The sequence below is a fragment of the Microbacterium sp. MYb62 genome (assembly GCF_002979475.1).
In the GTDB taxonomy this organism is placed as follows: domain Bacteria; phylum Actinomycetota; class Actinomycetes; order Actinomycetales; family Microbacteriaceae; genus Microbacterium.
Window position 1 is genome coordinate 23,350 of record NZ_PCOY01000018.1, and the last position, 20,157, is coordinate 43,506.

A 20,157-nucleotide genomic window follows, 5' to 3' on the forward strand; every position below is an offset into this window, starting at 1 on the left:
GCATACATCGCTCGAGGAGACGCCCATGCCTGCTTCCGAATCCACGCAGAACCAGATTCCCGACAAGCCCGCACTCGAAGGCCTCGAAGCGAAGTGGGATGCCGCCTGGGCCGAGCAGGGCACCTACCTGTTCGACCGCCTGCGTGCCGCACAGTCCGGCCGCGAGGGCGTGTACTCGATCGACACCCCGCCGCCGACGGCATCGGGCAGCCTGCACATCGGGCACGTGTTCTCGTACACGCACACCGACGTGAAGGCCCGTTACGAGCGCATGCGCGGCAAGACCGTGTTCTACCCGATGGGCTGGGACGACAACGGCCTGCCCACCGAGCGCCGCGTGCAGAACTACTACGGCGTGCGCTGCGACCCCTCTCTCCCCTATGCCGCCGACTTCACACCCCCGTTCGAGGGCGGCGACAACAAGTCGAGCCGCGCGGCGGACCAGCAGCCGATCAGCCGCCGCAACTTCATCGAGCTGTGCGAGCGCCTCACGATCGAGGACGAGAAGCAGTTCGAGGCGCTGTTCCGTCAGCTCGGGCTGAGCGTGGACTGGACGCAGACCTACCGCACGATCTCGGACGACACCATCCGTCAGAGCCAGCTCGCGTTCCTGCGCAACATCGAGCGCGGCGAGGCCTACCAGGCGCTGGCCCCGACTCTGTGGGACATCGACTTCCGCTCCGCCATCGCACAGGCCGAGCTCGAGGACCGCGACCAGCAGGCGATCTATCACACGATCGAGTTCCCCTTCGCCGACGGATCCGGCTCTCTCGCGATCGACACCACCCGCCCGGAGCTGCTCCCCGCGTGCATCGCGCTCGTGACGCACCCGGAGGGCCCGCACAAGCACCTCATCGGCACCAAGGTGAAGACGCCCTTCTTCGGCGCCGAGATCGAGATCCACGGGCACCACCTCGCCCAGCCCGACAAGGGCACCGGAGCGGCGATGGTCTGCACCTTCGGAGACGTGACCGACATCGTGTGGTGGCGCGAACTTCGCACCACGCAGAACGAGCCGCTGCCGAACATGACCACGATCGGCCTGGACGGGCGCTTCCTGCCCGACGCTCCGGCATCCGTCGAGAACCCGGAGGCGGCGACCTGGTATGCCGAGGAGCTCGCGGGCAAGACCGTCTTCAGCGCCCGCAAGGCCATCGTCGAGAAGCTGCAGGCGACGGGCGACATGACCGCGGTCGGCAAGCCCTTCAACCACGCGGTGAAGTTCTTCGAGAAGGGCGACCGTCCGCTCGAGATCGTGTCGACCCGTCAGTGGTACATCCGCAACGGCGCGCGTGACGGCGCGCTGCGCGACAAGCTCGTCGCTCATGGCGAGGAGCTCGCCTGGCATCCGGAGTTCATGCGCGTGCGCTACGAGAACTGGGTCGGCGGCCTGACGGGCGACTGGCTCGTGTCGCGTCAGCGCTTCTTCGGCGTGCCGATCCCCCTCTGGTACGGCCTCGACGAGAACGGCGAGCGGGACTACGAGCGCGTGCTCACCCCGGATGCGGCGACGCTCCCGATCGATCCGACCACCGACGTGCCCGCCGGATACACCGCGGACCAGCGCGGCGTGGCGGGCGGCTTCGACGCCGAGGCCGACATCCTCGACACCTGGGCCACCTCATCCCTCACCCCGCAGCTGGCGGGTGGCTGGCAGCGCGACGAGGAGCTCTGGCAGCTCACCGCACCGTTCGACCTGCGCCCGCAGGGGCAGGACATCATCCGCACCTGGCTCTTCTCGACCATGCTGCGCTCCACGCTCGAAGACGACCGGACACCGTGGCGCAACGCCGCGATCTCCGGCTTCATCGTCGACCCCGACCGCAAGAAGATGTCGAAGTCGAAGGGGAACGTGGTCACCCCGGCCGACGTGCTCGAGGCCCACGGGTCGGACGCGGTGCGCTATTGGGCGGCGTCCAGCCGCCTCGGCATGGATGCCGCTTTCGACCCGCAGAACCCGACGCAGGTGAAGATCGGCCGCCGTCTGGCGATCAAGGTGCTCAACGCCGCGAAGTTCGTGCTGTCGTTCCCGGTGCCCGAGGGCGCGCAGGTCACCCGCGCGCTGGACGCTTCGATGCTCACCGCTCTCGACGGCGTGGTCGTCGAGGCGACCAAGGCATTCGAACGGTACGACGCCGCTCGCGCCCTCGAGATCACCGAGGCCTTCTTCTGGACGTTCTGCGACGACTACCTCGAGCTCGTGAAGGAGCGCGCCTACGACCAGACCGACGTGGGGCAGGCCTCGGCCGCGCTCTCGCTCCGCCTGGCCCTGTCGACGTTGCTGCGCCTGCTGGCACCGGTGCTGTCGTTCGCCACGGAGGAATCCTGGTCCTGGTTCGAAGACGGCTCCGTTCACACCGCCGCGTGGCCGACGCCGCTCGGCATCGACGGCGACCCGGCCGTGCTCGCCGCGGCCAGTGAAGCGCTCATCGGCATCCGCCGGGCGAAGACCGAGGCGAAGGCGTCGCAGAAGACCCCGGTCTCGCGCGCCGTGATCGCCGCCCCCGCCGCGAAGCTCGATGCCCTCCGTGCGGCCGCCGACGATCTCCGGGCCGTCGGACGCATCGCCGAGCTCGAGTTCACCGAGGCGGAGGCGTTCGCGGTCACCGCGATCGAGCTCGCCCCGGGCGAGGCCTCCTGATGCAGCTGGGCACGCGCTGGGCTGCGGGTTCCGAGGCTCCGGCCTCGGTCCCGGCGTCCCTGCGCCCCGCCATCGCCGAGGTGGAGGCGAACCTTCCCGGCACGCCCGGCGCGTCGAAGGGCCACTGGACTCTCACCTGGCTCGAGGGCCGTGCGATCGCCGAGCTCGATGCGGGGTGGGAGGTCTTCCAGACCGCCTCCGGAGACGTCGTCGCCCGCCCGTTCGAAGACTGACACCGAGACCCGACGTACCGACGAGACCCCCTGCTGTCCGCGTGGACGGCAGGGGGTCTCGTCGTGGGCCAGGGGTCGGCGTCAGCCCGGCGCCGTCATCGCCGCGGGGCTCCCAGCTGCGCCAGCAGGTGATCCACGGCGCGCGGATCCTGTCGTCGCGCCTGCTGCTCGCGCAGGAGGTCGAGTGCGAGGACGCGCCTCTGCGCGCGCCGCGAGATGCGGTGCTCGACGTAGGCGGTGAGTCGGTCGGCCAGGTGCAGCAGACCGCGCTCGGTCTGCGTCGGGCCCACCAGGTGAAGCGTCGCGCTGGTCATGATTCCTCCACGGTGTCATCGGCCGAACCCGGCATCGCGGTCGGCGGCGTCGGAAGATCGAAGAGCTCGGCGCGGAGCGAGACGCGCCGTACATCGGGACCTGTCTGCCCGCGGTAGCGCGCGATGGCGCTCTCGACGATGTCCTCCAGTTCCGCGCGCAGGGACATCGCCTGCTCCGGCGTCATGTCGAGATGTGTGGTGATGGTGATGCCCAGTTCGCGCCAGGCCTCCGGAACATCGGACTGCGGACGGTTCAGGTACGACATCAGCGTCTCGTGTCGCAGCCGGAAGAACTCCGAGGTCACGATCTGGGCGGCGGCGCGGTTCGCCGGCGAGGTCATCTCATCGGGGCCGGGCATATCGATGCGCCCCTTGGGGCGCTCCCACCACCTCTCACGGGCGGTGCCACGCCCTTCGACCTCACGGATGAGGTCGTGCGCCGCGAGTGCGCGGAGGTGATAGCTGGTCGATCCCGAAGTCTCCCCCACGAGCGCCGCGAGCGAACTGGCGGTCTGCGGCCCGCGCGCCGCCAGCAGGTCGAAGATCTTGACGCGAAGAGGGTGCGCGAGAGCCTTCAGCGCGCCGGCGTCGAGTGTCCTGATCTGCGTCTCGTTCGTCATGCATGCAAAGATACCGTTGCAAAGAATTCTTTGCAAGCATTTCTTTGCAAGTGTGGATCAGTCGACCGCCGCCCGGGCCGCGACGAACGCGGCGACGCAGGCTTCCACCTGCGCCGGCGTATGCGCCGCGGACAGCTGCACCCGGATCCGCGCCAGCCCCCGGGGCACGACGGGGAAGCTGAACGCCGTCACGTAGACGCCCCGCTCCTGCATCTCCCGCGCGATCCGCGCCGTCTGGGCGGCGTCGCCGAACATCACCGGAACGATGGGGTGTTCGCCGGGAAGGAGGTCGAAGCCCTCCGCGGTCATGCGCTCGCGGAACAGGGCGGCGTTGTCGCGCAGACGCGCGCGCAGATCCGCCGATCCCTCGACCAGGTCGAGGGCGGTCAGGGTTCCGGCCACGATCGCCGGAGCGAGGGTGTTCGAGAACAGGTACGGGCGCGACCGCTGACGCAGAAGGGCGACGATCGCCGCATGCGAGGCGACGTAGCCTCCCGATGCTCCGCCCAGAGCCTTGCCGAAGGTGCCCGTGTAGATGTCGACGCGGTCGGCGACACCGCAGAGCTCCGGCGTCCCCCGCCCGTTCTCGCCGACGAAGCCGACGGCGTGGGAGTCGTCCACGAACACCAGGGCGTCGTACCGCTCGGCCAGGTCGCAGATCTCGGCGAGCGGCGCGATGTAGCCGTCCATGGAGAACACGCCGTCCGTGACGATCACCCGGAACCGCGCATCCGAGGCCGCCTGCAGCTGCTCCTCCAGGTCGGCCATGTCACGGTTGCGGTAGCGCAGTCTCCGGGCCTTCGAGAGCCGGATGCCGTCGATGATCGACGCGTGGTTCAACTCGTCCGAGATGATGGCGTCCTCCGCGGAGAAGAGCGTCTCGAACACTCCCCCGTTCGCGTCGAAGCACGAGGAGTACAGGATCGCCTCATCCGTGCCGAGGAAGTCGGCGAGCCGGCGCTCGAGCTCGAGGTGCTGCTCCTGCGTGCCGCAGATGAAGCGGACGCTCGCGAGACCGTAACCCCATTCCTGCAACGCCGTGGTCGCCGCGTCCAGGATGCGCGGGTCATCGGCGAGGCCGAGGTAGTTGTTGGCGCAGAAGTTCAGCACCTCCGCACCGTCCGCGGTGATCTCGGCGCTCTGCGGTCCGCGGATGCCGCGTTCGTGCTTGGTGAGCCCGGCTTCCTCGATCGCCGTCAGCTCGCCGACCAGATGGTCTTCGAAGGTCCCGTACATCACAGCTCCGTCCAGTCGAGGATGATCTTGCCCGTTCCCGCGGATTCCGCGGCAGCGAAACCCCGCTCCCACTCGCGTGCGGGGACGACCTCGGCGATCACACGGCCGATGGCGTCCCGCAGGGTCGCGCTGGTCTGCAGCATCGCCCCCATCGCGTTCCATGTCTCGAACATCTCGCGCCCGTAGATGCCCTTGATCGTGAGCATATGGGTCACGAGCTTGCCCCAGTCGATGCCGAATCCGGCGCTCGGAAGCCCCAGCATCGCGATGCGGCCGCCATGGTTCATGTTGTCGATCATGGCGGGGAGCGCCGAGGGAGCGCCGCTCATCTCGAACCCGATGTCGAAGCCCTCCCGCATGCCGAGAGCCTGCTGGGCGTCGCGGATGTCGCGGACCGAGACGTCTACGACCTCGTCGGCGCCCATCCGGCGGGCCATCTCCAGACGCGGTGCGCTGACATCGGTCGCCGTGATGAATCGTGCGCCCGCGTGCCGTGCGACGGCGATCGCCATCAGTCCGATGGGGCCGCAACCCGTGACGAGCACGTCCTCCCCGACGAGCGGGTATGTCAGCGCGGTGTGGACGGCGTTGCCGAGCGGATCGAAGATCGCGCCGAGCTCGGGCGTCACCTCGGAATGGTGCACCCACACGTTCGCCGCGGGAAGAGCGAGGTACTCGGCGAAGGCGCCGTCACGCTGCAGGCCGAGACCGATGGTGCGGATGCACATCTGGCGGCGACCGGCACGGCAGTTGCGGCACGTCCCGCACACGATGTGCCCCTCGCCGGAGACCCGGTCTCCGACGGCGATGTCGTGCACGCCCGGCCCGACCTCGACGACCTCACCGTAGAACTCGTGGCCGGGGATCAGCGGCGCGGCGATCGCCGATGCCGCCCAGTCATCCCAACGGAGGATGTGCAGATCCGTCCCGCAGATCCCGGTGCGCAGGACCCGGATGACGACGTCATCGGTACCGGCGGTGGGGTCGGGACGGTCGACGAGCTCGAGTCCGGACCCCGGTGCGCCCTTGAACAGTGCCTTCATGCTCTCGATCTCACCGCACGCCACCTTGTAGAGCAATCGCCACTGTCTGCACCATCGATGTAGCGGTTGCTAATGTATACAGATGGAGATCCATCAGCTGCAGATCCTGCGCGAACTCGGCGCGCTCGGCAGCGTCACCGCGGTGGCCGCTGCTCTTCGGGTCACTCCCTCCGCGGTGTCTCAGCAGCTCACCGCGTTGCAGCGAGGGTTTCCGACGCCGCTCACGCGGAAGCACGGGAGGACACTCGTCCTCACCCCGGCAGGAGAGGTCCTCGCCGCGGCGGCGACCGACGCGATCGATGCGATGGCCGCAGCACGGCATGCGGTCGAGGATTTCGAAGACGCCCCGACCGGAGTGGTGAGCGTGAGCGGCTTCCACAGCGTCGGCCAGGCGCTCTTCGGACCGCTGCTGCGAGAGTTCGCCTCCGCCGCCACCGCCCCGGCCGTCCAGGTCACCGACGAGGACGTCGCCCAGAGCGAGTTCCCGGCGCTCACCGCGCGGTACGACCTCGTGCTCGCCCATCGCATGGAGCACTCGGATCCCTGGCCGACGCAGGGCGTGCGGAGCCTGACGCTCGTCCGGGAGCCTCTCGATGTGGCCGTCTCGACGTCGCATCCGCTCGCCACCCGCGCGAGCCTCACACCCGCCGACGTCGCCGGCGAACGGTGGGTGACCAGCCGTATCGGCTACTCCCCCGACGACGTTCTCCGCGCCGTGTCCGCCGTCGCCAACCGGCCGGTCGAGATCCACCACCGCATCAACGACTACGGTGCGGTGTCGGCGGTCGTCGCCGCCGGCGGAGTCCTCGGCATGCTCCCGCGGTTCACATCCCGCAGCGTCGACGATCGGGACATCGTCCGCATCCCGCTGGAAGGAGTGAGCACGCACCGGATGATCGACCTGCTCGCGCGTCCGGAGAACCTCCGTCGCCGATCGGTCCGCGTCGTCGTCGAGGCGTTGCGGCGGGTGATGACGCGCCTGAGCGAAGACGGTTCCTGAGCCCGGAGCACGTCCATGGCTAGGCTCGGAGGATGACCGACGCCACGAATCCGCTGCTGCAGCCGTCGACGCTCCCGTACGGACTCCCCGACTACCGCGCGATCCGCGCGGAGCACTACCTCCCCGCCTTCCAGGCCGGCTTCGACGAGCAGCTCCGCGAGATCAGCAGGATCACGATGGTGCGATCGATGCCCACCTTCGAGAACACGATCGAGGCCCTGGAGCGCTCCGGCGAGCTGCTCGACCGCGTCGCCCACGCTTTCTACACCGTGAGCTCCGCTGACGCGACGCCGGAGATCCAGGCGATCGATGAACAGCTCGCGCCCCTCATGGCAGCCCACCACGACGCGATCACGCTCGACGGGCCGCTGTACTGGCGGGTGCAGCGCGTGTACGAGCAGCGCGACGCGCTCGGACTCGACCCCGAACAGCACTACCTCGTGGAACGCCACCACCGGGAGATGACCCATGCCGGTGCCGCGCTCGACGATGGAGCCAAAGCGCAGCTGACCGCTCTCAATCAGAAGCTGTCGACACTGACCAACACCTTCGAGCGCAACCTGCTGAACGACACGAACGACCTCGCCGTGGTGTTCGATGCGGCCGCCGAGCTCGACGGCCTGAGCGCGGGAGAGCTGTCCGCTGCCGCGCGCGCGGCAGCGGACCGTGACCTCGACGGCAAGCTCCTCCTCACCCTCCCGCTCTTCACCGGACACCCCGCATTGGCGCAGTTGCGCGAACGGGAGTCGCGACGGCGCATCATGGCGGCGTCGCTCGCGCGCGGCTCGCGGGACAACGCGAACGACAACCGGCCGGTGCTGCTCGAGATCGTGCGGCTGCGGGCCGAACGGGCGAAGCTGCTCGGCTACGACTCGCACGCCGCGTATGTCACCGCCGACGAGACCGCCGGCTCCCCCGAAGCCGTCGAGCAGATGCTGCGGCGTCTCGCCGCACCCGCGGCGCGCAACGCCCGCGCCGAACGCGCATCCCTCCAGACGACCGTCGACGAGACCGAATCGGCTCCCTTCCCTGTCGAGGCACACGACTGGGCGTACTACACCGAACGGGTCCGCACCGCCCGGTACGACATCGACTCCAGCGCTCTGCGTCCCTGGTTCGAGGCGGAGCGCGTGCTCCAGGACGGGGTCTTCTTCGCGGCGACGCGTCTGTACGGCGTCACCTTCACCGAACGAGAGGATCTCGTCGCGTACCACCCCGGCGCCCGGGTCTTCGAGGTGCGCGACGCCGACGGCTCACCCGTCGGCCTCTACGTCCTCGACCTGTACACCCGCGATTCGAAGCGCGGCGGGGCCTGGATGAACCCGATCGTGAGCCAGTCGCGCCTGCGCGGCACGGCCCCCGTCGTCGCCAACAATCTGAACGTGGCGCTGCCCGGCGACGGCGAGCCCACGCTGCTGACCCTCGACGAGGTCACCACGCTGTTCCACGAGTTCGGCCACGCGCTGCACGGGCTGTTCGCGACGGTGACCTATCCGCACTTCGCCGGGACGAACGTGTTCCGCGACTTCGTGGAGTTCCCGAGTCAGGTCAACGAGATGTGGATCCTGTGGCCGGAGGTCCTCGACAACTACGCCCGCCACCACGAGACCGGAGAACTGCTCGACGCTGCGATCGTCGAGCGCCTGCGTGCGACCGAGACGTTCGACCAGGGCCACGCGACCAGCGAGTACCTGGCTGCCGCCTGGCTCGACCAGGCCTGGCACCGGCTGACCACGGAGACGACCGTCGACGACGTCGCCGCATTCGAGGCCGCAGCGCTCACGGACATCGGCCTGGACGACCCCGCGGTCCCGACCCGCTACTCGTCGACCTACTTCGCTCACGTCTTCTCCGGCGGGTACAGCGCGGGCTACTACTCCTACATCTGGAGCGAGGTGCTCGACGCCGACACGGTGGACTGGTTCCGGGAGAACGGCGGCCTGACGCAGGCGAACGGCGACAGGTTCCGCCGGCGTCTGCTCGGAGTCGGCGGTTCGAAGGATCCCTTGGCGGCCTACCGCGACTTCCGCGGCCGCGACGCCGAGATCGCCCCTCTGTTGAAGCGTCGCGGATTGGGCGACTGAGACTCCGGATGACGGACCCGCTTCGCGACATCGGTGCGGCCTTCGATGCGCGCGCACCGCAGTATGACGAGAGCGCCATGCATCGTTCCGTCGCCACGGCTGTGGCCGGATTCGTCGACCTCGACGGGGTGAGCCGCGTGCTCGACATCGCGACAGGCACCGGACTCGTCCTGCGCGCATTGGCTCGACGAACGAAAGGCCTCACTCTGACGGGTGTCGACATCTCCCCGGGGATGCTCGACATCGCCAGGGCCGAGCTCCCCGACGCCGCCTGGATCGACGCAGAGGCCGCGAGCATCCCGATCGACGATGCGACCATCGATCTGGCGACGTGCGTCACGGCGCTGCACATCATCCCCTCCGTCGCGCGGGCCGCCGGAGAATGGAGCCGCGTCCTGCGTCCGGGCGGGCGCCTCGTGACCGCGACTTTCGCCGGTGCGGTACCCGGTGGCGCCACTGCCCAGCGGGGCGGCACCCCCGTGTCCTATCCCCGCGATCACACTCCCTATGCCGATCCGGATGCCCTCGCGACCTCGTTCCAACCTGCCGGGTTCCAGCTGCGCAGACACACGTCGTGGAGCGATGGCGTCGACACGGTGCTGATCGCGGAGCTGGAGCGCACTCCTCGCCGATGATCGTCGTGGACGCAGCAGGCGACTCGTGAGAGCCTGAGCGCATGAACGCATTCCCCGACGCGCCGTTCGGCCCCGCCGACCGCCTCGACCTCGACGCCGTCCCTCTCGCGGTCATCCGCCACAACGGCATCCGCATCGCCGATCTGCAGCCGGCATTCGACGCGGGATACGAGGCGATCGCGCAGAACTTCGCAGGCGACGAGCTGACCCCGACCGGTCCTGCGCTGGCGATCTACCACGGGGATCCGATGGGCGTGTTCGATCTCGAGCTCGGCTTCCCCGTGCAGTCACCGCCCGAGAACCCCCTCCCCACAGCGAGCGGGAGCGTGATCGTCGCCTCGACCCTGCCCGCAGGGCCTGCCGTCGCGACCAGCGTGTTCGGCTCCTACGACGGGCTCGGTGCAGGGTGGGCCGGTCTCGTCGAGAGAGCCGGCGCAGACGGTCTGCGGCCCGGGGGCGTCTGGATCGAGGTGTACGTCTCCGATCCGAGCACCACGCCGGCGGAGCTGCGCACCGACCTCGTCATGCCCACCGCCTGACTCGCGGCGAGGTTCCGCGACCTACTGCGGCGGTGCCGTGTACAGACGCGTCGAGCAGCCCAGCTCGCCGGGCTCGAGCCAGATCCGGTCGTAGGGCGGGGAGACGACCTCGCCGTCGGTTCTCCGAACCCGGAGGACGCAGTCGGTTCCCGGAGTCACCCCCACCGCCACGACCTGTTCTCCTGCCGGCGTCTCGATCGCCTCGACCCTGAACCGGTCCCCGGGAAACTCCTGCCGAAGTGCCTCCGCGAGATCCGCCGGGTCCGTGGTCATGAGAATGCCGTCGATGCGCGCGGTCGCGTCGCCCGGGAGCGCGGGGCTGGTCGATGCCGGCGGCGCGGGGGGTTGCGGAAGCCCCTGACAGGGGATCTCGTCGTACGCGGCTTCCCGGAACACCACGACCGTGTACCGGTAGCAGCGCTCGGCCGAACCTGCGGAGGTGTACGGTGCGAACATCGCTCCGCTGCTGCTCGCCTCGACGGAAGCGCTGATGCGAGTTTGGATCGTGATCCCGTCGTCCGTGCCGAACGCACCGGTCCATGTGAGCGGCTCGACGATCGCACTGCGCGAGTGGAACATCTCCGCGGCGACCGTCTCGGCATCCGTGAGGTCGTGTGCACCGCGCAGGTCGTCGGCCAGGGCACGGGCGACGTGCTCGACCCTGTTCAATGCGACGTCATCGCCGTCTTTGTCCTGCACGGAGACGAAGAACATCACGACGAACACGATTCCCACGATCACGATCACGGCCGCAGGGATCGCTATCACCGTCGCGATCACCGGCCAGCGCCGCGAAGCCGTCATCACCGCACGTCTTCGCCATCGTCGGTGCGCAGCCGTATCCAGCGGTCATCCACGATCGTCCTCCGGACGACCGGCGACCAGGGAGCCGGTCGGGCGCTCATGCGCTCTTGCGCTTGCGCTCCATCACGATCGTGGGCGGTGCGCCGTCGTCGACGGCCGCGCGGGTCACGATCACCTTGGCGACGTCTTCTGCCGACGGGATCTCGAACATGATCGGGCCGAGGACGTCTTCCAGGATCGCGCGGAGCCCGCGGGCACCGGTCTTGCGCTCGACGGCGAGGTCGGCGATGGATCGCAGGGCGTCTTCTTCGAACTCCAGCTGCACCCCGTCGATCTCGAACATGCGCTGGTACTGCTTCACCAGCGCATTGCGCGGGCCGGTGAGGATGTCGATGAGCGCAGACTGGTCGAGCGGCGAGACCGAGGTGACCACGGGAAGACGCCCGATGAACTCGGGGATCAGACCGAATTTGTGCAGGTCCTCCGGGAGCACCTCGCTGAACAGATCGAGGTCCTTGCCCTTGTCGTGCAGCGGCGCGCCGAAGCCGATGCCGTGCTTGCCGACGCGCGCCGACACGATGTCCTCCAGGCCGGCGAAGGCCCCGGCGACGATGAACAGCACGTTCGAGGTGTCGATCTGCAGGAACTCCTGATGCGGGTGCTTGCGACCGCCCTGCGGGGGAACCGAGGCGACCGTGCCCTCGATGATCTTGAGGAGAGCCTGCTGCACACCCTCACCCGAGACGTCGCGGGTGATCGACGGGTTCTCGGCCTTGCGGGCGATCTTGTCGACCTCGTCGATGTAGATGATGCCCTGCTCGGCGCGCTTGACGTCGTAGTCGGCGGCCTGGATGAGCTTGAGGAGGATGTTCTCGACGTCTTCGCCGACGTAGCCGGCCTCGGTCAGCGCGGTGGCATCGGCGACGGCGAAGGGGACGTTGAGGCGCTTCGCGAGCGTCTGCGCGAGATAGGTCTTTCCGCAGCCGGTCGGGCCGATGAGCAGGATGTTGCTCTTGGCGATCTCGACCTCTTCGGCCTTCTGCTCCGCCGTCTGCAGTGTGCCGTGTGCGCGCACGCGCTTGTAATGGTTGTAGACGGCGACGGCGAGAGCGCGCTTGGCGGGCTCCTGGCCGACGACGTACTCCTCGAGGAAGGCGAAGATCTCCCGCGGCTTGGGGAGCTCGAACTCGGCGACCCCGTCGGCGGAGGACTCCGCCATCCGCTCCTCGATGATCTCGTTGCACAGCTCGACGCACTCGTCGCAGATGTACACGCCGGGTCCCGCGATGAGCTGCTGGACCTGCTTCTGACTCTTTCCGCAGAAAGAGCATTTGAACAGGTCAGCGCTTTCACCGATGCGGGCCATGCGCGTCCTCCTATGGGGGATCAGAGATCGTCCTTCGAGCCTAACCGCTGCATACGACACCAGGCCGCATTGGCGCGGACTCGTTTTCTGGTGGGCAGACGCGCCCGTCGAGTCCTAGATACGATCGGGCTGGGCTGGCGAATCGCGGCTCAGACGAAGGGAGCATCCGCCTATGGCGACCATCGAAGGAAAGCTGCACCTGGATCACGGCGTTGTGGTCACACTCGACTGTCTCGGGCAGACTTTCACCTCGACGATCGACGACCTCGAGGTGCATCTCGATTTCCCTCGAGCGGAAGTCATTCCCCGTCTCCCGGAGGAGGATGGCCCTCCCGGGGACTTGCTCTTCATCGAACCAGCGTGGGCAACCGACCCCTGGGGATGGTCGTCGCCACACACCAACGCCCCCGCCGACTCGCGCGAATGGGCGATCCCGCTGTTGACGCACTGGACATCGGGCGATGATCAGCCCACGGGTGCGGCAAGTGTGCGAACCGTCCGGCTCTGGTTCAACGGAACGGGCGACTTCTCCGAAGACTCCGCGCTCGGCACCCGGGTGATGCAGGCGAAAGACGCCTGGTTGTCGCGCCTGAGCAACTGGATCGAGTGCCTCGCACGTCAGCAGGTCAGCAGCCGTGACGACACGAAGCTGCGACAGAGGAGGACACTCGACAAAGTTCTGTGGATCGAAGCCGGGGGTTCCTCACAGCTCCTCGACATCGGCAGTGCCGGGTGGTTCCGATACGACGCGGTTGACGCGATGACCGCCGAGGGCATGGCGAATGTCCTCCGACTCGCGGCGGACGACACCACACCTGACCTCGCGTGGCAGCTGCTTCGAGATGCTCATCATGCGCATGGATACGGGGAGCATCGTCGAGCCGTCGTCGATGCCGCCTCCGCCGTGGAGATCGGCTGCACACGCTGGTTGGAGCGTCGTCTTGTTGGACTGGAAGAGGACGTAGCCGCCCTGATCCTGGGAGCCAGGGTGACCCTTGGCCCGAAACTTGGGCAAGCGAAGTCCCTTGGCTTGGACGTACCCGACGATGTGCACGAGCTGCTGTCCCTGCGCAACCAGGCCATCCATCGCGGAGCAGCCCCGAATCGAGAGGCCACGGCACGAACCCTGGCGACGGCGAGAGAGGCCCTCAACCGGTTCGATCCGGAACACCACGATCTGATCATCAGATCGACGATGACGCTTCCGGCTCCCGAAGCGGATTCGCTGCCATTCCGCGCCTTCACCTGACGATCGAAGCCTTCACCTGACGATCGAACGAATGACGAGCACCCGCGTCAGCGACTGGCGAGGGTGCTCGTCATGAACTCACGGCGGGGGCGACAGAGAGTCGATCACACCATGCTCTTGGTGTGCCAGACGGTCTTGACCTCGGTGAAGGCGCCGATCCGCTCCGGCGAGGCGACGACCTCACCGGGAGTGAGAACTCGCTTGAGCGTCTCGGCGGCGGCGATCTGCATGTCGACCCATTCGAGGCCCCCCGCGCCGGCGAGATCGAGGGCGTTCACATCCTGGTGCGAGGCCAGCCAGGGGGCGATCTCCGCGGGCGATCCCGTCAGCACGTTGACGACCCCACCCGGAACATCACTCGTGGCCAGGACTTCGGCGAGGCTGATGGCCGAGAGCGGATGCCGCTCGCTCGCCACGACCACGACCGTGTTCCCGGCGACCAGCGCCGGGGCCACCACCGACACCAGGCCCAGCAGCGCCGAATCCTGCGGGGCGACGATCGCCACGACACCGGTCGGCTCAGGAACCGAGATGTTGAAGTACGGGCCCGAGACCGGGTTCGCGTTGCCCGCCACCTGGGCGTACTTGTCGCACCAGCCGGCGTACCAGACCCAGAGGTCGATGGCCTCGTCGACCTGCGCGGCCGCGGCCGCGGACGACACGCCCTCCTGCGCCGAGATCTCGTCGATGAACTGGGTGCGGCGACCTTCGAGCACTTCCGCGACGCGGTACAGGACCTGCCCACGGTTGTAAGCGGTCGCGCCGGACCAGCCCTTGACCGCCGCGCGTGCGGCGACGACGGCGTCGCGGGCATCCTTGCGGGAGCCCTTCGCGGCGTTCGCGAGGAAAGCACCCTTCGCGGTGAGCACCTCGTACGTGCGGCCGGACTCGCTCCGCGGGAAGGCCCCGCCGATCGCCAGCTTGTACGTCTTCGGAACGGTCAGACGCTTGCTCATGCTGCGGCTCCCTTGAGGTAGGCGGTGAGACCCTGGCGGCCGCCCTCGCGACCGAATCCGGATTCCTTGTAGCCGCCGAACGGGCTCGACGGGTCGAAGCGGTTGAAAGTGTTGGCCCAGATCACTCCGGCACGGAGGCGGTCGGCCACCGCGAGGATGCGCGATCCCTTGTCGGACCAGATGCCTGCGGAGAGGCCGTAGGGCGTGTTGTTCGCCTTCGCGATCGCCTCTGCGGGCGTGCGGAAGGTGAGCACCGAGAGGACCGGGCCGAAGACCTCGTCACGGGCGATGCGATGGGAGGCCTCGACGCCGGTGAAGATCGTCGGCGCGAACCAGAAGCCCTGCTCCGGAATCGCACAGTCGGCGGTCCAGCGCTCGGCGCCCTCGGCCTCGCCGATGTCACTGAGCTCTCGGATGCGGGCGAGCTGTGCTGCGGAGTTGATCGCACCGATGTCGGTGTTCTTGTCGAGCGGGTCGCCCAGACGCAGTGTCGAGAGGCGCGTCTTGAGCCGGTCGACGACCTCGGCGTGGATCGACTCCTGCACGAGCAGGCGGCTTCCTGCACAGCACACGTGACCCTGGTTGAAGAAGATCCCGTTCACGATGCCTTCGACCGCCTGGTCGATGGGGGCGTCGTCGAACACGATGTTCGCGGCCTTGCCGCCGAGCTCGAGCGTCAGCTTCTTGTTCGTGCCCGCAACCGCCCGTGCGATGTCGCGGCCGACACCGGTCGAGCCGGTGAAGGCGATCTTGTCGACATCGGGGTGGCGCACGAGCGTGGAGCCTGTCGCGCCGGCGCCCGTCACGATGTTGACGACACCGGCGGGAAGATCGGCCTGCTGCAGGATCTCCGCGAAGATCAGCGCCGTGAGCGGCGTGGTCTCGGCGGGCTTGAGTACGACCGTGTTGCCGGCGGCGAGGGCGGGCGCGATCTTCCACGCCAGCATCAGCAGCGGGAAGTTCCAGGGGATGATCTGACCGGCGACGCCGAGAGCCCGGGGGTTCGCACCGAGGCCGGCGTGATCGAGCTTGTCCGCCCATCCGGCGTAGTAGAAGAACCACGAGGCGACGAGCGGCACGTCGACGTCGCGACTCTCCTTGATCGGCTTGCCGTTGTCGAGGCTCTCGGCGACGGCGAGTTCGCGAGCGCGCTCCTGTACGAGGCGGGCGATGCGGAAGAGGTACTTCCCGCGGTCGCGGCCGCTCATCTTCGACCAGGTCTTCTCGTAGGCGCGACGAGCGGCGGCGACCGCACGGTCGACGTCCTCATCACTGGCCGAGGCGATCTCGGCGATGTGCTTCTCCGTCGCCGGCGAGATGGTGTGGAACGGGGTGCCGGAACCGTCGACGAACTCGCCGTCGATGAACAGGCCGTAGCTGTCCTTGAGGTTCAGGATCGCGGTGGACTCCGGTGCGGGAGCGTATTCCAGAAATGACATGTTCGTCTTCCCGTCAGTCGATCGTGACGTAGTCGGGGCCCGAGTAGTGGCCGGAGCTGAGCTTCTGACGCTGCAGGAGCACGTCGTTGAGGAGGCTGGATGCGCCGAAGCGGAAGAGGTGCGGCTGGAGCCACTCCTCCCCCACGGTCTCGGCCACGGTGACGAGGTACTTCACCGCGTCCTTCGACGAACGGATGCCACCGGCCGGCTTCACGCCGATCTTCTCGCCGGTGCCGCGGTGCCAGTCGCGCACGGTCTCCAGCATGAGCAGGGTCGTCGGAAGCGTCGCGGCGGGCTGGACTTTGCCGGTCGAGGTCTTGATGAAGTCCCCTCCGGCCAGGATGCCGAGCCACGAGGCGCGCTTGATGTTGTCGTAGGTGTTCAGCTCACCCGTCTCCAGGATCACCTTGAGCGAGGCGGAGGAGCCGTCTTCGCGACGGCAGGCTTCCTTCACCTGGGCGATCTGGTCGTACACGAGACCGTAGCGGCCGGAGAGGAACGCCCCCCGGTCGATCACCATGTCGATCTCGTCGGCGCCGGCGGCCACCGCCTCAGCGGTGTCGGCGAGCTTGATCGCGAGCGACGCACGGCCGCTCGGGAACGCGGTGGCGACGGCTGCGACCGAGATCAGCCCGTCATCGGGGTCGCCGTGCAGGCTTCCGAGCGCCGTGACCGCGTCGCCGACCATGTCGCCGTACACGCAGACCGCCGCGACCCGAGGGGTCGAGGGGTCGGCGGCATCCGGGTTCTTCGCCTTCGCGACGAGCGAGCGCACCTTGCCTGGCGTGTCCGCCCCCTCGAGGGTCGTGAGGTCGATGAGCTTGATGATCGTGTCGAGCGCCCATGCCTTCGAGGTGGTCTTGATGGAGCGGGTGCCGAGCCCGGCAGCGCGCTGCTCCAGGCCGACGGCATCCACGCCGGGGAGTCCGTGCAGGAAGCGCCGGAGCGTGGCGTCGTCGGGCTCTCCGCCGAGAACATCCACCGCCGTCCTGCGGCTGAGTTCTTTGGTCGTCATTGTTCCTCCAACAATGCTCGTGCTGTGGTCTCATCGGTCACCAGAACGCCGCACAGGCCGCTGGTCACGACAGTACGCGCGATGTCGTGCTTGGCGGGTCCCGCCGTGACGAAGATCGCGCGGGTGGCGCCGCGCAGACGATCGAGCGAGACGCCGACCGTCCGCGCGTCGAGCTGCGAGTCGACGATGTTGCCTTCCGCGTCGACATAGCGCCCGAGGACGTCTCCGACCGCGCCACGTCGCGCGAGTTCTTCGACCTCCTCGGCGCTGAGGTAACCGTTCTCGACGTGCGCGGACGAAGCGTCGCAGGGCCCGGCGGTGAACAGGAACGCCTGCGCCTCCGCAGCCTCCTCGAGAACCGCGGCGACCGTGCGGTCGGACTCGATGGCCTGCTTCGTCTCCACACGTTCGAGGATGGCCGGGCTGGGGAGCAGGGAGACCTGGCCCGATGCGCGCTGCGCGATCGTGACGGCGAGCCCGGCAGCGCCGCCGGAGCGGCGGTTCAGACTGACTCCGCCGTTCAACTGCACGACGGTGACGCCGTGGGCCCACCCCTCGGGCAACGCCTCGGCGACGGCGCGCAACGTGCGCCCCCAGCTCACGCCGAGCGTGCGGGGAACCGGTCGGAGTGCCGTGAGGAAGTCGGCGGCGGCCTGGGCGACGCGTTCGAGGGTGCCGTCGTCGCCGTCGGGAGCCGGGACGACCACGGCATCCGTCAGCCCGAATCTTTCGACGAGCAGCCGCTCGAGGCCGAGCCTGCGCGCACGCGGATGCACGATCTCGATGCGCACGATGCCGCGTTCCCGCGCCTGGGTCAGCAGACGGCCGACCTTCCAGCGGGAGATCTTCAGGAGTCCGCCGATCTCGTCCTGAGTCTTGTCCTCGTCGTAGTACAGCTCGGCGACGCGAACCATCAGCAGATCTTCTTCCACGGCATCCTCCTTCCTCCTTCAGAGTAGCCCCGGAACAGCGTTCGCGCATCACCTTGCTCATATGCGCACACAGTCACGGAGGCGTTGCGCATCCGCCGGGAACGACGAAAGGCGCCCGTCGTGATGACGAGCGCCTTTCGAGATCGGTCGGGTCAGACGCGCTTGCGCGTCGTGAGCACCTGATCGACGATGCCGTACTCCAGAGCCTGCGCGGCGGAGAGGATGTTGTCGCGATCGATGTCGCGGTTCACCTGCTCCGGCGTGCGCTTCGTGTGCCCGGCGAGGGTCTCCTCGAGCCAGGTCCGCATACGGAGGATCTCCGCGGCCTGGATCTCGATGTCGGAGGCCTGGCCGTGGCCGGCCTCCCCCATCGCGGGCTGGTGGATGAGCACCCGGGCGTTCGGGAGCGCGAGACGCTTGCCCGGTGCACCAGCTGCCAGCAGCACGGCTGCGGCCGAAGCGGCCTGGCCGAGAACGACGGTCTGGATCTGCGGCGCGACGTACTGCATCGTGTCGTAGATCGCCGTCATCGCGGTGAACGACCCGCCAGGCGAGTTGATGTACATCGTGATGTCGCGCTCGGAGTCCTGACTCTCCAGGACGAGGAGCTGGGCCATGACGTCGTCGGCCGAGGCGTCGTCGACCTGCACGCCGAGGAAGATCACGCGGTCTTCGAACAGCTTGTTGTACGGGTCCTGACGCTTGAAGCCGTAGGCCGTGCGCTCCTCGAACTGCGGGAGCACGTAGCGGCTGGAGGGCAGGTCACCGGCTGAGCGGAAGGTGGGTGTGTACATGAGCGTCCTTTCGCTTTCCGTTACTCGGTGTCCTGGTCGGTTCCGCCGCCGCCGATGACGTCGGAGGCCGATTCGCGGATGTGGTCGACGAAGCCGTACTCGAGCGCCTCTTCGGCGGTGAACCAGCGGTCGCGGTCACCGTCGGCGTTGATCTGCTCGACCGACTTGCCGGTCTGCGCCGCGGTGATCTCGGCGAGGCGGTTCTTCATCGACATGATGAGCTGCGCCTGGGTCTGGATGTCGCTGGACGTGCCACCGAATCCACCGTGCGGCTGGTGCAGCAGCACGCGGGCGTTGGGCGTGATGTACCGCTTACCCTTCGTGCCCGCGGTCAGCAGCAGCTGGCCCATCGACGCCGCCATGCCGATGCCGACGGTGACGATGTCGTTCGGCACGAACTGCATCGTGTCGTAGATCGCCATGCCCGCGGTGATCGAGCCTCCCGGCGAGTTCACGTAGAGGTAGATGTCTCGCTCGGAGTCCTCTGCGGCGAGAAGAAGGATCTTCGCGCAGATCTCGTTCGCGTTCTCGTCTCGCACCTCCGAGCCGAGCCAGATGATGCGGTCCTTCAGCAACCTGTCGAAGACGCTCGTTGCGAGGAGGGGTTCTGCAGCCATGTCAGCTCCTGATTCCGTGTTTCAGTGATTCGAATCTACCGGCGTCAACGCAGCGCCCAGGCCGTGTTCGCCGTCGGCATATCAGGTGTCGGCATCCGCGATCTCACGGGCGTACGCGGTCATCGACCGGTGGTAGCGCGGGAGGTGCGGCACCAGGGCCAGAAGCGCGACGGAGAGCCCCTGCGCCGGTCGCCCTGCGCTGGCGAGGATCAGCGCGTGCACCGCCGCGACCGCATCCCGATACGGACCGTCGGCCGACAACTCCTCCTCGGCGCGGATCACGGCGAGTGCTTCCTCGTACTCCCCCAGGTTGCGCAGCGAGCTGGCCATCTGGATCACGCATTGCGGTCGGTGCTCCTCGTCGAGGCCGAGGGCCAGCGCACGGCGGTACAGCTCCACGGCCTCCGCCGGCCTTCCGGCGGAATCCCGTGCGCCGGCGCGCTCGAACTCCGCACGCGCGTCGTCCGGGCCACGCTCGGCGGCGAGAACGTCGATGCGGGCGATCGTGTCGTCGCCGACCTCTTCGCCTGTCGCGTCATCCCACACCTCGTCGATGCGCTCATCCCACGTCTTCATCGCTGCCTCTCCCTGGATGGAAAAGAGGGCGGATGCCGCAGCATCCGCCCTCTTCACTGGATCG

The 20,157-nt window shown here is 68.1% G+C and carries 20 protein-coding genes; 7 read left to right on the forward strand and 13 right to left on the reverse strand.

Annotated elements, in window-relative coordinates:
- The first annotated feature begins 25 nt into the window (after positions 1–25).
- The gene (gene valS / locus CQ042_RS15400; RefSeq protein WP_105671337.1) at positions 26–2,641 is read left to right on the forward strand and encodes a valine--tRNA ligase; all 2,616 of its coding nucleotides are present in this window, start codon (positions 26–28) and stop codon (positions 2,639–2,641) included.
- Positions 2,641–2,874 (forward strand): hypothetical protein, encoded by a 234-nt coding sequence (locus CQ042_RS15405; RefSeq protein ID WP_105671338.1) that lies wholly within the window; start codon positions 2,641–2,643, stop codon positions 2,872–2,874. The genes valS and CQ042_RS15405 overlap by 1 nt, the downstream gene beginning before the upstream one ends.
- A 95-nt stretch (positions 2,875–2,969) precedes the next feature.
- Here CQ042_RS15405 and CQ042_RS15410 read toward each other — a convergent pair whose 3' ends face one another.
- The 4 genes from CQ042_RS15410 to tdh are packed head-to-tail and all read right to left on the reverse strand — an operon-like array spanning position 2,970 to position 6,087.
- Positions 2,970–3,188: a hypothetical protein gene (locus CQ042_RS15410; RefSeq protein ID WP_105671339.1), complete on the reverse strand. Its 219-nt coding sequence runs from the start codon at positions 3,186–3,188 to the stop codon at positions 2,970–2,972.
- A complete protein-coding gene (locus tag CQ042_RS15415; RefSeq protein WP_105671340.1) occupies positions 3,185–3,808 on the reverse strand; it encodes a transcriptional regulator in 624 nt (207 codons plus the stop codon). The genes CQ042_RS15410 and CQ042_RS15415 overlap by 4 nt, the downstream gene beginning before the upstream one ends.
- Positions 3,809–3,865: 57 nt before the next feature.
- The gene (locus CQ042_RS15420) at positions 3,866–5,044 is read right to left on the reverse strand and encodes a glycine C-acetyltransferase (RefSeq protein ID WP_105671341.1); all 1,179 of its coding nucleotides are present in this window, start codon (positions 5,042–5,044) and stop codon (positions 3,866–3,868) included.
- A complete protein-coding gene (gene tdh, locus CQ042_RS15425; protein WP_105671382.1) occupies positions 5,044–6,087 on the reverse strand; it encodes an L-threonine 3-dehydrogenase in 1,044 nt (347 codons plus the stop codon). The genes CQ042_RS15420 and tdh overlap by 1 nt, the downstream gene beginning before the upstream one ends.
- Positions 6,088–6,169: 82 nt before the next feature.
- Here tdh and CQ042_RS15430 point away from each other — a divergent pair, with 82 nt between their 5' ends.
- From CQ042_RS15430 to CQ042_RS15445, 4 genes are read left to right on the forward strand one after another with little or no spacing between them, the layout of a single operon-like run.
- A complete protein-coding gene (locus CQ042_RS15430; RefSeq protein ID WP_105671342.1) occupies positions 6,170–7,087 on the forward strand; it encodes a LysR family transcriptional regulator in 918 nt (305 codons plus the stop codon).
- Positions 7,088–7,119: 32 nt separating this feature from the next.
- The gene (locus CQ042_RS15435; RefSeq protein WP_105671343.1) at positions 7,120–9,171 is read left to right on the forward strand and encodes a M3 family metallopeptidase; all 2,052 of its coding nucleotides are present in this window, start codon (positions 7,120–7,122) and stop codon (positions 9,169–9,171) included.
- 8 nt (positions 9,172–9,179) lie between these two features.
- A complete protein-coding gene (locus CQ042_RS15440; protein ID WP_105671344.1) occupies positions 9,180–9,806 on the forward strand; it encodes a class I SAM-dependent methyltransferase in 627 nt (208 codons plus the stop codon).
- Between the two features lie 41 nt (positions 9,807–9,847).
- A complete protein-coding gene (locus tag CQ042_RS15445; protein WP_105671345.1) occupies positions 9,848–10,345 on the forward strand; it encodes a GyrI-like domain-containing protein in 498 nt (165 codons plus the stop codon).
- Positions 10,346–10,366: 21 nt separating this feature from the next.
- Here the strand turns inward: CQ042_RS15445 and CQ042_RS15450 are convergent, their stop codons facing one another.
- Both CQ042_RS15450 and clpX read right to left on the reverse strand, forming a co-directional pair.
- The gene (locus CQ042_RS15450) at positions 10,367–11,149 is read right to left on the reverse strand and encodes a hypothetical protein (protein WP_105671346.1); all 783 of its coding nucleotides are present in this window, start codon (positions 11,147–11,149) and stop codon (positions 10,367–10,369) included.
- A 97-nt stretch (positions 11,150–11,246) separates the two neighbouring features.
- Entirely contained in the window at positions 11,247–12,515 is a 1,269-nt protein-coding gene (clpX, locus tag CQ042_RS15455) for an ATP-dependent Clp protease ATP-binding subunit ClpX (RefSeq protein ID WP_105671347.1), read from the reverse strand.
- Between the two features lie 172 nt (positions 12,516–12,687).
- On the opposite strand from clpX, the gene CQ042_RS15460 reads away from it, so the two are divergent.
- A complete protein-coding gene (locus CQ042_RS15460; protein WP_105671348.1) occupies positions 12,688–13,764 on the forward strand; it encodes a hypothetical protein in 1,077 nt (358 codons plus the stop codon).
- A 104-nt stretch (positions 13,765–13,868) separates the two neighbouring features.
- Here the strand turns inward: CQ042_RS15460 and CQ042_RS15465 are convergent, their stop codons facing one another.
- The 7 genes from CQ042_RS15465 to CQ042_RS15495 form a co-directional block, all read right to left on the reverse strand.
- Positions 13,869–14,720, reverse strand: a complete 852-nt coding sequence (locus tag CQ042_RS15465) for an aldehyde dehydrogenase family protein (RefSeq protein ID WP_105671349.1) — start codon at positions 14,718–14,720, stop codon at positions 13,869–13,871.
- Entirely contained in the window at positions 14,717–16,159 is a 1,443-nt protein-coding gene (locus CQ042_RS15470) for an aldehyde dehydrogenase family protein (protein ID WP_105671350.1), read from the reverse strand. Before CQ042_RS15470 ends, CQ042_RS15465 begins: the two co-directional genes overlap by 4 nt.
- A gap of 13 nt (positions 16,160–16,172) precedes the next feature.
- The gene (gene deoC / locus CQ042_RS15475) at positions 16,173–17,174 is read right to left on the reverse strand and encodes a deoxyribose-phosphate aldolase (RefSeq protein ID WP_105671351.1); all 1,002 of its coding nucleotides are present in this window, start codon (positions 17,172–17,174) and stop codon (positions 16,173–16,175) included.
- Positions 17,171–18,106, reverse strand: a complete 936-nt coding sequence (locus CQ042_RS15480) for a sugar-binding transcriptional regulator (RefSeq protein ID WP_105671352.1) — start codon at positions 18,104–18,106, stop codon at positions 17,171–17,173. The genes deoC and CQ042_RS15480 overlap by 4 nt, the downstream gene beginning before the upstream one ends.
- A gap of 152 nt (positions 18,107–18,258) precedes the next feature.
- Positions 18,259–18,900 (reverse strand): ATP-dependent Clp protease proteolytic subunit, encoded by a 642-nt coding sequence (locus CQ042_RS15485; RefSeq protein ID WP_105671353.1) that lies wholly within the window; start codon positions 18,898–18,900, stop codon positions 18,259–18,261.
- Positions 18,901–18,920: 20 nt separating this feature from the next.
- Positions 18,921–19,517, reverse strand: coding sequence for an ATP-dependent Clp protease proteolytic subunit (locus CQ042_RS15490; protein WP_017830295.1), 597 nt, complete (start codon positions 19,515–19,517; stop codon positions 18,921–18,923).
- An 81-nt stretch (positions 19,518–19,598) separates the two neighbouring features.
- On the reverse strand, positions 19,599–20,093 hold the full coding sequence (locus CQ042_RS15495; protein WP_105671354.1) for a tetratricopeptide repeat protein: 495 nt from the start codon (positions 20,091–20,093) through the stop codon (positions 19,599–19,601).
- Positions 20,094–20,157 lie beyond the last annotated feature (64 nt).

What these genes read in the sequence shown, in the direction of transcription:
- valS (WP_105671337.1), top strand. Translation starts at nt 26, where the DNA reads ATGCCTGCTTCCGAATCCACGCAGAACCAGATTCCCGACAAGCCCGCA.
- CQ042_RS15405 (WP_105671338.1), top strand. Translation starts at nt 2,641, where the DNA reads ATGCAGCTGGGCACGCGCTGGGCTGCGGGTTCCGAGGCTCCGGCCTCG.
- CQ042_RS15410 (WP_105671339.1), bottom strand. Translation starts at nt 3,188, where the DNA reads ATGACCAGCGCGACGCTTCACCTGGTGGGCCCGACGCAGACCGAGCGC.
- CQ042_RS15415 (WP_105671340.1), bottom strand. Translation starts at nt 3,808, where the DNA reads ATGACGAACGAGACGCAGATCAGGACACTCGACGCCGGCGCGCTGAAG.
- CQ042_RS15420 (WP_105671341.1), bottom strand. Translation starts at nt 5,044, where the DNA reads ATGTACGGGACCTTCGAAGACCATCTGGTCGGCGAGCTGACGGCGATC.
- tdh (WP_105671382.1), bottom strand. Translation starts at nt 6,087, where the DNA reads ATGAAGGCACTGTTCAAGGGCGCACCGGGGTCCGGACTCGAGCTCGTC.
- CQ042_RS15430 (WP_105671342.1), top strand. Translation starts at nt 6,170, where the DNA reads ATGGAGATCCATCAGCTGCAGATCCTGCGCGAACTCGGCGCGCTCGGC.
- CQ042_RS15435 (WP_105671343.1), top strand. Translation starts at nt 7,120, where the DNA reads ATGACCGACGCCACGAATCCGCTGCTGCAGCCGTCGACGCTCCCGTAC.
- CQ042_RS15440 (WP_105671344.1), top strand. Translation starts at nt 9,180, where the DNA reads ATGACGGACCCGCTTCGCGACATCGGTGCGGCCTTCGATGCGCGCGCA.
- CQ042_RS15445 (WP_105671345.1), top strand. Translation starts at nt 9,848, where the DNA reads ATGAACGCATTCCCCGACGCGCCGTTCGGCCCCGCCGACCGCCTCGAC.
- CQ042_RS15450 (WP_105671346.1), bottom strand. Translation starts at nt 11,149, where the DNA reads ATGACGGCTTCGCGGCGCTGGCCGGTGATCGCGACGGTGATAGCGATC.
- clpX (WP_105671347.1), bottom strand. Translation starts at nt 12,515, where the DNA reads ATGGCCCGCATCGGTGAAAGCGCTGACCTGTTCAAATGCTCTTTCTGC.
- CQ042_RS15460 (WP_105671348.1), top strand. Translation starts at nt 12,688, where the DNA reads ATGGCGACCATCGAAGGAAAGCTGCACCTGGATCACGGCGTTGTGGTC.
- CQ042_RS15465 (WP_105671349.1), bottom strand. Translation starts at nt 14,720, where the DNA reads ATGAGCAAGCGTCTGACCGTTCCGAAGACGTACAAGCTGGCGATCGGC.
- CQ042_RS15470 (WP_105671350.1), bottom strand. Translation starts at nt 16,159, where the DNA reads ATGTCATTTCTGGAATACGCTCCCGCACCGGAGTCCACCGCGATCCTG.
- deoC (WP_105671351.1), bottom strand. Translation starts at nt 17,174, where the DNA reads ATGACGACCAAAGAACTCAGCCGCAGGACGGCGGTGGATGTTCTCGGC.
- CQ042_RS15485 (WP_105671353.1), bottom strand. Translation starts at nt 18,900, where the DNA reads ATGTACACACCCACCTTCCGCTCAGCCGGTGACCTGCCCTCCAGCCGC.
- CQ042_RS15490 (WP_017830295.1), bottom strand. Translation starts at nt 19,517, where the DNA reads ATGGCTGCAGAACCCCTCCTCGCAACGAGCGTCTTCGACAGGTTGCTG.
- CQ042_RS15495 (WP_105671354.1), bottom strand. Translation starts at nt 20,093, where the DNA reads ATGAAGACGTGGGATGAGCGCATCGACGAGGTGTGGGATGACGCGACA.